This is a genomic window from Aeromicrobium sp. IC_218 (genome assembly GCF_004336805.1).
GTDB lineage: Bacteria > Actinomycetota > Actinomycetes > Propionibacteriales > Nocardioidaceae > Aeromicrobium.
This window is the reverse complement of sequence record NZ_SJXM01000003.1, coordinates 317,419-330,655: the sequence shown is the minus strand read 5'-3', so window position 1 is coordinate 330,655 and position 13,237 is coordinate 317,419. Positions and strand designations below refer to the sequence as shown.

The window sequence follows — 13,237 nt, the reverse complement described above, 5'->3', positions numbered from 1 at the left end:
GGTCAGATCCGGCAGCTCAGGATGTCGGTGACCAGGATGCCGCGGCCACCGAGGGCGTACAGGTCGTCCATGACGCGCTGGCTGGCCTCGCGGGGCACCATCGAGCGCACCGCCACCCAGCCTTCACGATGCAGCGGGGACACCGTCGGCGACTCGATGCCGGGAGTCAGCTCGACCGCCTGCTCGACGTGCTCGACGCGGATGTCGTAGTCCATCATCACGTACGTCCGGGCGACCAGGACGCTGTCCAGGCGGCGCTTGAACGTGCCGTAGCCGGCCGGCTCCTCGGCACCGGTGCGGGTGATCAGCACCGCCTCCGACGACAGGATCGGCTCGCCGAAGACCTCCAGGCCGGCCTGACGCAGCGTGCTGCCGGTCTCGACGACGTCGGCGATGGCGTCGGCCACACCGAGCCGGATCGACGACTCGACCGCGCCGTCCAGACGCACGACGGAGGCCTCGACGCCGCGCTCGGCCAGGTACGGCTGGACGATGCCCGGATAGGACGTGGCGATGCGCGCGCCCTGCAGGTCCTGCAGCGACGACATCGCGCCGGCCGGGGCGGCCCAACGGAACGTCGAGCTGCCGAAGCCCAGCGCGGCCTGCTCGGTGGCGTTCGCGCCGGAGTCGAGCAGCAGGTCGCGGCCGGTGAGGCCGACGTCCAGCGTGCCCTCGCCGACGTAGATGGCGATGTCGCGCGGACGCAGGTAGAAGAACTCCACCTCGTTGTCGGCGTCGACGGCGACGAGGTCCTTGGAGGTGCGGCGCTGGCGGTAGCCCGCCTCGGTCAGCATGAGGGAGGCGGCCTCGGCGAGGGCTCCCTTGTTGGGGACGGCGACCTTGAGCATCAGATTCCTTGCGGTAGAGGGGTGCGGTCGGTGACGGGGGTCAGCCCCTCACAGATGCGCGTACACGTCCTCCAGCGAGATGCCGGCGGCCAGCATCATCACCTGCGCGTGGTAGAGCAGCTGGCTCAGCTCCTCGGCCGTGCGCTCCTTGCCCTCGTGCTCGGCGGCCATCCAGGACTCGGCGGCCTCCTCGACGAGCTTCTTGCCGATCTGGTGGACGCCCGCGTCCAGCTCGGCGACGGTGCGCGAGCCCTCGGGACGGGTGGCGGCCTTGTCGGCCAGCTCGGCGAACAGCGTGTCGAAGGTCTTCATAACGGGTCCGATCCTAGGTCGTCAGCCGACGCGACGGAGCAGCGCCCACGTCGACAGCGCCGCCTCGACCGCCTCGCGGCCCTTGTCCTCGCGGCTGTCGGGCAGCCCCGCCCGGTCGATCGCCTGCTCCTCGGTGTCGCAGGTCAGCAGGCCGAACCCGACCGGGACGCCCGTGTCGAGCGCGACCCGCGCGAGCCCGTCGGTGGCCGCCGCGCACACGTACTCGAAGTGCGGGGTGCCGCCGCGGATGATGACGCCGAGCGCGATGACCGCGTCGTAGCCGTGCTTGGCGTACGCCTGCGCCACGAGCGGCAGCTCGAACGAGCCCGCGACGCGCACCACGTGGGCGTCCTCGACGCCGGCGTCGGCCAGCGCGCGCTGGGCGCCCTCGACGAGGCCGTCCATGACGACGTCGTGCCAGCTGGACGCGACGACGGCGACGCGCGCGCCCGAGGCGTCGACGGACAGGGTGGGTGCTCCGGCACCGCTCATGACAGGTCCTCCAGGTCGGTGAGGTTGGGAAGGTCGTGGCCCATGCGCTCGGCCTTGGTCTGCAGGTAGCGCAGGTTGTCGACGGTCGGGCGGACGACCAGCGGCATCCGCTCGGCCACCTTGACGCCGTACTGCTCGAGGGCGGTCTGCTTGAGCGGGTTGTTGGTCAGCAGCCGCACCGAGTCGACACCGAGGTCGCGCAGCACCTGCGCACCGGCGGCGTAGTCGCGGTCGTCCTCGCCGAACCCGAGCTCGAGGTTGGCGTCGACGGTGTCGCGGCCCTCGTCCTGCAGCGCGTACGCCTGCAGCTTGTGCAGCAGCCCGATGCCGCGGCCCTCGTGCCCGCGCAGGTAGATGACGACACCCGCGCCCTCGGCGGTGATGGCCGCCATGGACGCCTGCAGCTGCGGGCCGCAGTCGCAGCGGTGCGAGCCGAAGACGTCGCCGGTGAGGCACTCCGAGTGCAGCCGGGTCAGGACCCCCTCGCGGCCGAGGTCGCCGTGCACGAGCGCGATGTGCTCGGCGCCGCTCACCCGGTCGCGGTAGCCCAGCGCGGTGAACTCGCCGAACTCGGTGGGCAGGCGCGTCGTGGCCAGCCGGTCGACCTGGCTCTCGTGGAGCCGGCGGTACACCTGCAGGTCCTCGATGGAGACCAGGGCGAGGCCGTGCTCGTCGGCGAACTCGCGCAGCTGCGGGGCCCGCATGAGCGTGCCGTCGTCGTTCATGACCTCGCCGATGACGCCGGCGGGCGTCAGCCCGGCCAGGCGGGCGAAGTCGACCGCGGCCTCGGTGTGGCCGGGGCGCTCCAGCACTCCCCCGGGCTTGGCGCGCAGCGGCACGATGTGGCCCGGCTGCACCAGCTCGAACGGCTCGGTGGCCGAGTCGGCGAGCATCCGGCAGGTGCGGGCGCGGTCGGCGGCCGAGATGCCGGTGGTCACGCCGTCGCGGGCGTCGATCGAGACCGTGTACGCGGTGCGCAGCGGGTCGCGGTTGTGCGGCGTCATGAGCGGGATCGCCAGCCGGTCGAGGATCTCCCCCACCACCGGCGCGCAGACCAGGCCGCTGGAGTGACGGACCAGGAAGGCCATGAGCGCGGGCGTCGCCTTGCTCGCGGCGAAGATGATGTCGCCCTCGTTCTCGCGGCCCTCGTCGTCCACGACGACGATCGCCTTGCCCTCGCGGACGTCCGCGATGGCCCGCTCGATGCTGTCCAGGCGCACGTTCTCGTGCTCGCTCATTCCTGGTCTCCCTTCTGGGCGGCGAGGAGCCGCTCGACGTACTTGGCCAGGACGTCCACCTCGAGGTTGACGCGGTCGCCCGGCCGACGGGTGCCCAGCACGGTGTCGGCGAGCGTCACCGGGATGAGCGAGACGGAGAACCACGGGCCGTCGGGCCCGTCGTCCACGACGTCGACGACGGTCAGCGACGTGCCGTCGACGGTGATGGAGCCCTTCGGCACCAGGTAGCGCGCCAGGTCGGCCGGGACGCTGAAGCGCACGACCTCCCAGTGCTCGCTCGGCGTGCGGTCGAGCACCCGGCCGGTGCCGTCGACGTGGCCCTGCACGACGTGGCCACCGAGGCGCTGACCGGCGGCGACCGCGCGCTCGAGGTTGACCTCGTCGCCCACGGCCAGGTCGCCGATGGACGTCTTGTCGAGCGACTCGCGCATGACGTCGACGGCGAAGCTCTCGGCGTCCGGCTGGGCCATGACGGTCAGGCAGCAGCCGTTGACCGCGATCGAGTCGCCGTGCGCGGCGTCCGAGACGACCTTGGGGCCGTGCAGCACGAGGCGGACGGAGTCGCCGAGGTCGTCGATCGCGACGACCCGGCCCTTCTCCTCCACCAGTCCGGTGAACATCAGTCCATCTCCTCCCGGGGCGCGCGCTGCGGGCGCCCGACGATGCGGATGTCGGGACCGACGCGGGTGAGGTCGTCGATCTCGATGGGGCGCAGGTCGGCCAGCGTCGTCGCCTCGCCCTCCAGGGCCGCGCGGCCGGACCCGAGCAGGGCCGGCGCGATGTAGCCGATGACGCGGTCGACCAGCCCGGCCGCCCAGAACGCCCCGGCCAGGCGGGGGCCGCCCTCGAGCCAGGCGTGGTGGATGCCGTGGTCACGCAGCTTGCCCAGGACGACCTCGGGGTCGCGCGACTGCACCATGAGCGTCGGCGCGACCCGATCGAACACCCGGTAGTAGCGCGGGATCGTGGTCTCGCCGACCACGACGCGCAAGGGCTGCTGGTCGTAGGGCAGCGGCATGTCGTCCTCGTCGCGGACGGTCAGGCGCGGGTCGTCGGCGAGCACCGCGCCGGTGCCGGCCACGATCGCGTCGCACTCGGCGCGGAAGCGCTGCACGTCGCGGCGGGCGGCCGGGCCGGTGATCCACTTGCTCGTGCCGTCGGGCGCGGCGCTCAGCCCGTCGAGGGTGGCGGCGTACTTCCAGGTGACGAACGGACGTCCCTGGGTGACGGCGTGCGTCCAGGCCCGGTTGAGCTCCTCGGCCTCGTCGGCCAGCACGCCGCCGACGACGTCGACGCCGGCGGCCCGCAGCGCCGCGGCTCCCCCGGAGGCGACCGGGTTCGGGTCGGACTGGGCGTAGACGACGCGGGCGACCCCGGCGTCCAGCAGCGCCTGGGTGCACGGCCCGGTGCGTCCGGTGTGGTGGCAGGGCTCGAGCGTGACGACGGCCGTGGCGCCGCGGGCGGCGTCACCGGCCTGGGTGAGCGCGTCGACCTCGGCGTGCGGGGTGCCGGCACCGCGGTGGTGGCCGACCGCGAGCTGGGTGCCGTCGGGGGCGAGGAGGACGCAGCCGACCCGCGGGTTGGGCAGGGCACGCGGGATGCTGCGCGCGGCCTCGAGGGCGCGCGTCATCGCCTGCTGCTCGACGTCGGTGGCGGTGGCCATCGGTCCCTCCGGTCGCGATCGGGCGCGCGGACTCCGGGACCTCGGTCGCAGACGTCCAGGCAGCGCCCGGACGTCGACGACCGCGTGCACCTCCCATCCGGACTTTCACCGTCGGTACCGGAATCCCACCGGTTCAACCGCACGTCCTGGGACGTGCGGGTCGCGGACTGTCACCGCCGGCTCGGAATTGCACCGACCCCGGAGCACGCGAGCGTGAAGCTCGTTACGACGGCGAGTCTAGCCCGTCGGTCCAGCCGGTCGCGGGCCGTCTCGTCAGGTGGCAGTACGCCCACGCGTACGCGAGCGAGATCACCGGCAGCGCCACCAGCAGGCCGACGAAGCAGGCGAGCGCGCCCCCGAGCGCCACCAGGACGGTCAGGCCGAACAGCGCGAGCTGCTGCCCGGGCCGGACGGCCAGCAGGCGCAACCCGCCACGCAGCGCGTCCTCGGCCGAGGCGCCGTCGGCGAGCAGGAAGGGGGTGTACAGGGTGAACGGCAGGGCGAGCAGCACCCCTCCGCCGTGCAGCGGGACGTCCAGCACCGCGGTCACGCCGCCCAGGACGGACGCCACCGTCCAGACCGGGCCGCGTCGGAGCAGGGCCAGGCCCGCGCCCACGTCGAACGTGCGCGTCCGCATCTGCCGCAGAGCGATGCCGGAGACGACGAGCGCCACCAGCATGCTCCCGATGCTCAGGAGCACGTTGGGCACGAGGACGGCGGGGTCCCACGCGGGCCACTCGGCGTCGAACCACGCCGGCGACGCCAGCGCGGCGAGGCCGACCACGGCGATGGCTCCCACCGCGGCGGCCACGGCCAGCAGCATCCAGCGTCCGGCGGCGTCACCGAAGGCCTCGAAGCCGGCTCGGACCCCGGTGGTGAGGCGCGGGTCGTGGGCCGCGGGCGCGCTCACGCGTGCCCGCAGGCCGCGACGGCCTTGTCGCGCAGGGCGCCGACCATGGCCTCGGGGTCGTCGGCGCCGAACACGGCCGAGCCGGCGACGAAGACGTCCGCCCCGGCCTCGGCGCAGCGCTCGATCGTCTCCAGCGAGACGCCGCCGTCGACCTGCAGCCAGACCTCGGCGCCGGTCCGCTCGATGAGCTCGCGGGCGCGGCGGATCTTGGGCAGGCACAGGTCGAGGAACTTCTGCCCGCCGAAGCCGGGCTCGACGGTCATGACCAGCACCATGTCCAGCTCGGGCAGCAGGTCGGCGTAGGGCTCGATCGGCGTGGCCGGCTTGAGCGCCATGGACGCGCGGGCGCCCTGGGCGCGGATCTCGCGGGCGAGCCGGACCGGGGCCTGGGCGGCCTCGACGTGGAAGGTGACGCTGCCCGCGCCGGCCTCGACGAACTGCGGCGCCCAGCGGTCGGGCTCGGCGATCATGAGGTGCGCGTCGATCGGCTGGTCGGCCGCCTTCGCCAGGGCCTCGATGACCGGCGCGCCGAGCGTCAGGTTGGGCACGAAGTGGTTGTCCATGACGTCCATGTGCAGCCAGTCGGCGCCCGGGATGCGCGCGGCCTCGGCAGCCAGGTTCGCGAAGTCGGCGTTGAGCAGGCTGGGGGTGATCTGGATGCCCATGCGCCGGAGCCTAGCGGTGCTCGCCTTCGCGCTGAGCGCGACGTTGTGCACGCCCTTCCCGGCGTGTCGCGTGCAGAACGTCACGCCCAGCGCGGACGAGAGACGCTAGTCGGCGGTGCGGCGCAGGACCGCGGCGAACATCGCGTCGGTGCCGTCGACGTGCGGCCACCAGCGACGGACGTCCTCGAGCTCGGCGACACCGGACGCCGTCGCGGCCTCGACGACGCCGACGGTCTCCTCCGCGTGCGGGGAGCAGGTCGCGTAGACGACGACGCCGCCGGGACGGACGAGCGACAGCGCCCGCCCGAGCAGCTCGACCTGCAGCGTCACGAGCTCGGGGACGTCCTCGGCCCGCCGGCGCCAGCGCGACTCCGGGCGGCGGCGCAGCGCACCCAGGCCCGTGCACGGCGCGTCGACGAGCACGCGGTCGAAGGAGCCCGGCTCCCACGGCCCCTCGCGTCCGTCGTGCACGGTGACCTCGACGTCCGGCAGCTGGCGGACGGTCTTGCGGACGAGCTCGGCCCGGTGCGGCTGGGCCTCGTTGGCGACCAGGTGGGCGCCGCGCTGGGCCGCCAGGGCGCCGAGCAGCGCCGCCTTGCCGCCGGGGCCGGCGCACAGGTCGAGCCAGCGCTCGTCCCGGCCCTCGACCGACGCGTCGACCGCGGTGAGCGCGACCATCTGCGAGCCCTCGTCCTGGACGCCGGCGCGTCCATCGCGGATCTCGGGCAGGTCGCCGGGCACTCCCCCGTCGAGCACGCGCGCGTACGGCGAGAGCCGGCCGGCCTCGCCCGGCAGGGCGTCCGGGTCGACGAGTCCGGGGCGGGCCACGAGCGTCACGCGCGGCGAGGCGTTGTCGGCCCCGAGCAGGGCGGGCAGCTCGGACCGGTCCCGTCCGCCGACCTCGAGGGCCCGGCCGAGCGCCTCGACCATCCAGGCCGGGTGCGACTCGACGACGGCCAGCCGCTCGGTCTCCGACAGTCCGGCACCGACCAGGTCGAGCCAGTCACCGAGGCCGCGGCGCGCGACCTTGCGCAGCACCGCGTTCACGAACGCGGTCGGCTTGTGTCCGACCTGCCGGCGCACGAGGTCGACCGTCGTCGAGACGGCGGCGTGCGAGGGCACGCGCATGCTCAGCAGCTGGTGCGCGCCCAGACGCAGCGCGTCGAGCACGGGCGGGTCGATCTTCGCGACGCCCTGCTTGGCGACCTGGTCGAGGATCGCGTCGTACGTCCCGCGCCGGCGCAGCGTGCCGTGCACGAGCTCGGTGACGAGGGCGGCGTCGCGTCCGGTCAGGCCGCGCTCGGTGAGCATCGCGGGCAGCACCAGGTTCGTGTACGCGTCGCGCTCGTCGACGGCGCGCAGCGCCTCGAACGCGGTGAGACGGGCGAGATCGACGGCCATCAGACGAGCCTCGCGTCCGGGCCGAGGGACACGCCGCGGCCCCAGTCGGCCGCGGTCATGCGCTTCTTGCCGTGGGCCTGCAGCTCGCCGAGCACGACGTCCGTCGTGGCCGTGCCGACCCGCACCTCCCGCTTGCCGACGCTCAGGCGTCCGGGCTCCAGGGTGCGCTCGTCGCTCACGGTGACCGGTCCGAGCTTGATCCGCTGCGGCTCCTCGCCACCCTGCTCGAGCGTCGTCCAGGCGCCGGGCGCGGGCGTGCAGCCGCGGACCTGACGGTCGATGGCGAACGCCGGGCGCGTCCAGTCGATCCGGGCGTCCTCGGTGGTCAGCTTGGGCGCGTAGGTCACGCCCTCCTCCTGCTGCGCGATCGGCGAGATGTCGCCGTCCTCGACGTGGTCGAGCGCGTCGACGAGCAGCTTCGCTCCCCCGTCGGCCAGCCGCGCCAGCAGGTCGCCGGCGGTGTCGGTGTCGCGGATGCGCTCGGTGATGACGCCGAGCACCGGGCCCGCGTCGAGCTCCTGGACGATGCGGAAGACCGTGGCGCCGGTGACCTCGTCACCGGCCATGAGCGACCACTGGACGGGGGCGGCACCGCGCCAGTTCGGGAGCACCGAGAAGTGCAGATTGATCCAGCCGTGCGGCGGCACGTCGAGCGCGTCCTGCTTGAGCAGCGCGCCGTAGGCGACGACCGGGCAGCAGTCAGGCGCGAGCTCGCGCAGGCGGGCCATGAAGTCGGGGTCGGACGGCCTGGCCGGCTTGAGCACCTCGATGCCCAGCTCCCGCGCGCGGGCGGCGACCGGCGACTCCTCCAGGCGGCGGCCGCGGCCGGCCGGGGCGTCGGGGCGGGTCACCACGGCGACCACCTCGTGGCGACTGGCGACCAGCGCCTCCAGGGCCGGAAGGGCGGTGTCGGGCGTGCCGGCGAAGACGAGTCTCACCCGGGCGAGCCTAGTCGGCGCTCCCCCACCCGTCCCCGCCGGTCGTTCCACGCCTCGGGCGGTGAGCGGTCCACCATCCACAGCCCACCGATGGGGGACGACTCACCGCCCTCCAGGTCGGGCGGTGAGCAGTCCACCACCGCGAGGGCTCGGATGGTGGATGACTCACCGCCCAGGCCGCGCGCTCAGATCGCGAGCGGGTCGACCTGGACGCGGACGGACGGGAGCTTGGCGGCGCTGCGCTCCGCCTGTACCTCGCGCAGCGCGGCCGAGAGAGCCAGGCCCTGCGCCCGCGGGGCGCGCAGCACGAGCCGCTCGGCCTCCTCGGACAGCGGCACCGGGCCGAGCACCTCGGTGTCGGGCGTCCAGGACCGTGCGGCGAGCGCCGCCAGCACGTCGGGCGGACCGTCGACCGTGGCCAGGCGGGACGTCGGAGGCAGGTGCACCTCGGCGCGGTCGGCCAGCTCGCGCTCGACGACGGCGACCGGGTCGGCCCGCACGAGCGCCTGCAGCTCGGCCGGCTCCCCCACCACGACGGCGCGACTGCCCGGACCGCCCAGGGCGAGGGCGTTGAACCAGCGCCGGTGGGCCTCCTCGAAGACCCGGACGTCGTCGCGGCTCAGCGCCAGCCACGTGTCGAGCAGCACGACCAGGTCGTAGCCGCCCTCGACGGCGGGCTCGGCGCCGGGCGTGGCCAGCACGAGGGTGCGGCCGCGCTCGACGTCCGACAGCACCGTCTCGCCGCCCGACGTGACGACCTCGCGGTCGTCGAAGGCCCGCGCGACCTCCTCGGCGGTGCGCAGCGCGCCCACCACCGGCGAGCGCAGCCGGCCCGACCCGCAGACCGTGCACCGCCAGGGCTGCTCGACGGTGCCGCACCAGCGGCAGGCGACGGGCGAGCGCGCGGACGCCTGCGCGAGCGGGCCCTGGCACGCGCGGCACCGCGCCGGCGTGCGGCAGTCCTGGCAGGCCAGCGACGAGCGGTAGCCGCGCCGGGGCACCTGCAGCAGCACCGGGCCGTCGACCTGGCGGATCGCGCGGAACACCGCGTGCGGCAGCCGCGCGGGGGCGCCGCCGGCGACCGAGCCGTCGGTGACGTCGACCCGCGGCCACGCCGCGCGCCGCTCGTCGCGGGTGGCGGTCAGCTCGCGGCACCAGCCGCTGGCGACGAGGGCCTGGGCCTCGGTGCTGCGGGCGTAGGCGCCGAGCAGGACCCCCGCGTCCGCCTGGGCCGCCCGGGTCAGCAGCACCTCGCGGACGTGCGCGTAGGGCGCCCGCGGCTCGACCAGCAGGTCGTCGCCGTCGTCCCACGCCGCGACGAGCCCCAGGTCGTGCACCGGGGCGTACGCGGCCGCGCGGGTGCCGACCACGACCTTCACCGCGCCGCGCGCGAGGGCCAGGAACGAGCGGTACCGGGCGGCCGGCTTCTGCGCCGCGGTCAGGACGACGTGCCGTCCTTCGCCGAGCACCGCGGCGAGGGCGGCGTCGACGCGGGCTACGTCGCGGGCGTCGGGCACCACCACCACCGAGCCCCGGCCGGACCGCAGCGTCGCGAGCACGGCGTGGGCCAGCGCCCGTTCCGGCGCCGAGCCGGGCAGGGCGGACCAGACCGCGCGCGGCGCCCGGCCCGAGACCAGCGCCTCGAGCATCGCCTCCCCACCGCCGTAGGACGCCCACGTGGACGCGTCCGGGCGGGGCACCTCGTCGGTGGCCCAGGCCGACTCCTGGGTCTCGGCGCGGGCGTGCCGCGGCGGCACGGCGAGTCGCAGGACGTCCGCGAGCGTGCCGGCCCAGCGGTCGGCCACGGCGCGGGCGAGGGCCAGCACCTCCGGCGTCAGCACCGGCTCGGGTGAGACGACCTTGGCCAGCAGGGCGAGCCGGTCGTGCTCGGACGTGTCGACGCGCTCGACCAGGAAGCCGTCGACGAGGCGGCCGGCGAACCGCACCTTCACCCGGCAGCCGGGCACGGCCCGCTCGTCGAGGTCGGTGGGCACGCGGTAGTCGAACAGCCGGTCGAGGTGGGCCAGCGGGGTGTCGACCGCGACCCGGGCGACCGGCCGGGTGGCCGCGACCTCCGGCTCCGGCTTGGCGGGCTTCACCGGCTTCGCGCGAGGGGCTCGCGGTGCCGGCGCGGCGGGAACGGGGACGAGCGACAGCTGGTCGGGGTCGTCGGCGTCGCTCACAGGGGTGTTTCTACCAGGGCGCACCGACCGGCCCCGGACGCGGACGGACCCGGGACGAGGCCGTCCCGGGTCCGTGCGCGAGCAGTGGTCAGCGACCGGCGGCGGCCCGCAGCGCGTCGGCGCGGCCGGTCTCCTCCCACGGCAGCCCGGCGCGGCCGAAGTGGCCGTACGCGGCGGTCTGCGCGTAGATCGGGCGCTTGAGGTCGAGGTCGCGGACGATCGCGGCCGGGCGCAGGTCGAAGACCTCCAGCACCGCCTCGCGGATCGTGTCGACCGGGACCGTCTCGGTGCCGAAGGTGTCGACGTAGAAGCCGACCGGGTGCGCGACGCCGATCGCGTACGCGACCTGAACCTCGACCTTGGTCGCCAGGCCCGCGGCGACGATGTTCTTGGCCACCCAGCGCATCGCGTACGCCGCGGAGCGGTCGACCTTGCTCGGGTCCTTGCCCGAGAAGGCGCCGCCGCCGTGACGGGCGTAGCCGCCGTAGGTGTCGACGATGATCTTGCGGCCGGTCAGGCCGGCGTCGCCCATGGGGCCGCCGATGACGAACTTGCCGGTGGGGTTGATGTGCAGCTTGTAGTCGGACGCGTCGATGTCGTAGTCGGACAGGACCGCGTCGATGACGTGCTTCTTGATGTCGACGGCGAGCTGCTGCTCCAGGTCGACGCCGTCCTCGTGCTGGGTCGACAGGACGATCGCCTCGATGCGCTTGGGCTTGTCGTCGTCGCCGTACTCGATGGTGACCTGGGTCTTGCCGTCCGGACGCAGGTAGGGCAGCGTGCCGTCCTTGCGCACGGCGGTCAGCTGCTCGGCCAGGCGGTGCGCGATGGTGATCGGCAGCGGCATGAGCTCGGGGGTCTCGTCGACGGCGAAGCCGAACATGAGGCCCTGGTCGCCGGCACCCTGCAGGTCGAGCGGGTCGACCGAGGAGCCCAGGCGGGCCTCCTCGGCGCGGTCGACGCCCTGGGCGATGTCGGGCGACTGGGCGTCGAGCGTCACCTGCACGGCGCAGGACTCGCCGTCGAAGCCCTTGGTGGACGAGTCGTAGCCGATCGCGAGCACGCGGTCGCGGGCGATGCGGGCGATGTCGGCGTACGTCTTGGTCGTGACCTCGCCGCCGACCAGCACCAGGCCGGTGGTCACGAAGGTCTCGGCCGCGACGCGGCTCTCGGGGTCCTCGGCCAGCAGCGCGTCGAGGATGCTGTCGCTGATCTGGTCGGCGATCTTGTCCGGGTGGCCCTCGGTGACGGACTCGGACGTGAAGAAACGGCTCACGGTGTGCTGGCTCCTGTGGATCGGGGACGTGCCGATGGTAGCCCTGGCACGACCATCGGCACGTTCATTCCACCCTGTGGGCGACGGCGGCCCACACGGCGTGGGCGAGGCCGGACTTGGGGCCGTGCGGCACCGGCACCTGCGTGCCGTCCGCGCCGAGCACGACCGCCTCGGTGTCGTCGTGGCCGAACACCTTGTCGCCGCTGACGTCGTTGACGACCAGCAGGTCGCACCCCTTGCGGGCGAGCTTGGCCGCCGCGTGCTCCATGACGGTGGCGTTCGCGTCGCCGGTCTCGGCGGCGAACCCGACGATGACCGGACGCTTGCCGGTGCGGCGGGCGACGAGCTCGGCCAGGACGTCGGGGTTCTCGACCAGCTCGATCGGGGCGGGCCCCTCCCCCGGCACCTTCTTGATCTTGGCGTCGGCGCGCGCGGTCGGCCGGAAGTCGGCGGGCGCGGCGGCCATGACCACGGCGTCGGCGTCGACCGCGTGCTCGTGCATCGCGGTGCGCAGCTCCTCGGTGGTGACGACCCGCACCACGTCGACGCCGGCCGGCGCGGGCAGCGAGACGTTCGCGGCCACGAGGGTGACCCGGGCGCCGCGGGCGACGGCGGCCTCCGCCAGCGCCTGCCCCATGCGTCCGGACGACCGGTTGCCCAGGAAGCGGACCGGGTCGAGGAACTCGCGGGTGCCGCCGGCGCTCACCACGACGTGGCGGCCGGCGAGGTCCTGCGGACGTCCGTCGAGCACCTGCAGGCAGACCGCGTGGATGGCGGTCGGGTCGGGCAGGCGTCCCTTGCCCGAGTCGGCCCCGGTGAGCCGCCCCACGGTCGGCTCGATGACGATCGTGCCGCGCGAGCGGAGCGTCTCGACGTTGGCCTGCGTCGCCGGGTGCTCCCACATCTCGGTGTGCATCGCCGGGGCGAGCACCACCGGGCAGCGCGCGGTCAGCAGGGTGTTGGTGAGCAGGTCGCCGGCCAGGCCGTGCGCCGCGTGCGCGAGCAGGTCGGCCGTGGCCGGAGCGACGACGACGAGGTCGGCCTCCTGGCCCAGGCGCACGTGCGGCACCTGCGGGACGTCGGCGAAGACGCCCGTGCGGACCGGCTGGCCGGACAGCGCCTCCCACGTGGCGGCGCCGACGAACTGCAGCGAGGCCTCGGTCGGGACGACCCGGACCTCGTGACCGGCCTCGGTGAACAGGCGCAGCAGCTCGGCGGACTTGAAGGCGGCGATGCCGCCGGCCACGCCCAGGACGATCTTGCTCATCTCACGCTCCTGCCGGGAGGTGCGGGCGCGGCGTCACCGCCGCG

13 protein-coding genes and 1 riboswitch are annotated in these 13,237 nt (G+C 74.5%); all 13 genes read right to left on the bottom strand.

Features of this window, described 5'->3' with window-relative positions; genetic code table 11:
- Positions 1-2: 2 nt before the first annotated feature.
- The 13 genes from hisG to coaBC all read right to left on the bottom strand — a co-directional run bounded on the left by hisG (position 3) and on the right by coaBC (position 13,193).
- The gene (gene hisG, locus E0W78_RS05730) at positions 3-848 is read right to left on the bottom strand and encodes an ATP phosphoribosyltransferase (protein WP_131402882.1); all 846 of its coding nucleotides are present in this window, start codon (positions 846-848) and stop codon (positions 3-5) included.
- A gap of 48 nt (positions 849-896) precedes the next feature.
- The gene (locus E0W78_RS05725; protein ID WP_019146558.1) at positions 897-1,160 is read right to left on the bottom strand and encodes a phosphoribosyl-ATP diphosphatase; all 264 of its coding nucleotides are present in this window, start codon (positions 1,158-1,160) and stop codon (positions 897-899) included.
- 21 nt (positions 1,161-1,181) lie between these two features.
- A complete protein-coding gene (gene ribH / locus E0W78_RS05720; protein WP_131402881.1) occupies positions 1,182-1,652 on the bottom strand; it encodes a 6,7-dimethyl-8-ribityllumazine synthase in 471 nt (156 codons plus the stop codon).
- Positions 1,649-2,890 (bottom strand): bifunctional 3,4-dihydroxy-2-butanone-4-phosphate synthase/GTP cyclohydrolase II, encoded by a 1,242-nt coding sequence (locus tag E0W78_RS05715; RefSeq protein ID WP_131402880.1) that lies wholly within the window; start codon positions 2,888-2,890, stop codon positions 1,649-1,651. The genes ribH and E0W78_RS05715 overlap by 4 nt, the downstream gene beginning before the upstream one ends.
- Entirely contained in the window at positions 2,887-3,510 is a 624-nt protein-coding gene (locus E0W78_RS05710; RefSeq protein WP_131402879.1) for a riboflavin synthase, read from the bottom strand. The genes E0W78_RS05715 and E0W78_RS05710 overlap by 4 nt, the downstream gene beginning before the upstream one ends.
- On the bottom strand, positions 3,510-4,553 hold the full coding sequence (ribD, locus tag E0W78_RS05705) for a bifunctional diaminohydroxyphosphoribosylaminopyrimidine deaminase/5-amino-6-(5-phosphoribosylamino)uracil reductase RibD (protein WP_131402878.1): 1,044 nt from the start codon (positions 4,551-4,553) through the stop codon (positions 3,510-3,512). Before ribD ends, E0W78_RS05710 begins: the two co-directional genes overlap by 1 nt.
- An 81-nt stretch (positions 4,554-4,634) precedes the next feature.
- Positions 4,635-4,763, bottom strand: a riboswitch (FMN riboswitch).
- 13 nt (positions 4,764-4,776) lie between these two features.
- Positions 4,777-5,463 carry a hypothetical protein gene (locus E0W78_RS05700; protein ID WP_131402877.1) on the bottom strand — a complete coding sequence of 229 codons (687 nt, stop codon included), beginning with the start codon at positions 5,461-5,463 and terminating at the stop codon, positions 4,777-4,779.
- On the bottom strand, positions 5,460-6,128 hold the full coding sequence (gene rpe, locus E0W78_RS05695) for a ribulose-phosphate 3-epimerase (RefSeq protein WP_131402876.1): 669 nt from the start codon (positions 6,126-6,128) through the stop codon (positions 5,460-5,462). Before rpe ends, E0W78_RS05700 begins: the two co-directional genes overlap by 4 nt.
- A 105-nt stretch (positions 6,129-6,233) precedes the next feature.
- Complete coding sequence (locus E0W78_RS05690) at positions 6,234-7,529, bottom strand: transcription antitermination factor NusB (protein WP_131402875.1); 1,296 nt, start codon at positions 7,527-7,529, stop codon at positions 6,234-6,236.
- A complete protein-coding gene (gene fmt, locus E0W78_RS05685; protein ID WP_131402874.1) occupies positions 7,529-8,467 on the bottom strand; it encodes a methionyl-tRNA formyltransferase in 939 nt (312 codons plus the stop codon). Before fmt ends, E0W78_RS05690 begins: the two co-directional genes overlap by 1 nt.
- 185 nt (positions 8,468-8,652) lie before the next feature.
- Positions 8,653-10,650, bottom strand: coding sequence for a primosomal protein N' (locus tag E0W78_RS05680; RefSeq protein WP_242686243.1), 1,998 nt, complete (start codon positions 10,648-10,650; stop codon positions 8,653-8,655).
- An 88-nt stretch (positions 10,651-10,738) separates the two neighbouring features.
- Positions 10,739-11,926 carry a methionine adenosyltransferase gene (gene metK / locus E0W78_RS05675; protein ID WP_207392645.1) on the bottom strand — a complete coding sequence of 396 codons (1,188 nt, stop codon included), beginning with the start codon at positions 11,924-11,926 and terminating at the stop codon, positions 10,739-10,741.
- A 64-nt stretch (positions 11,927-11,990) separates the two neighbouring features.
- Positions 11,991-13,193 carry a bifunctional phosphopantothenoylcysteine decarboxylase/phosphopantothenate--cysteine ligase CoaBC gene (coaBC, locus tag E0W78_RS05670; protein ID WP_131402872.1) on the bottom strand — a complete coding sequence of 401 codons (1,203 nt, stop codon included), beginning with the start codon at positions 13,191-13,193 and terminating at the stop codon, positions 11,991-11,993.
- Positions 13,194-13,237: the final 44 nt, after the last annotated feature.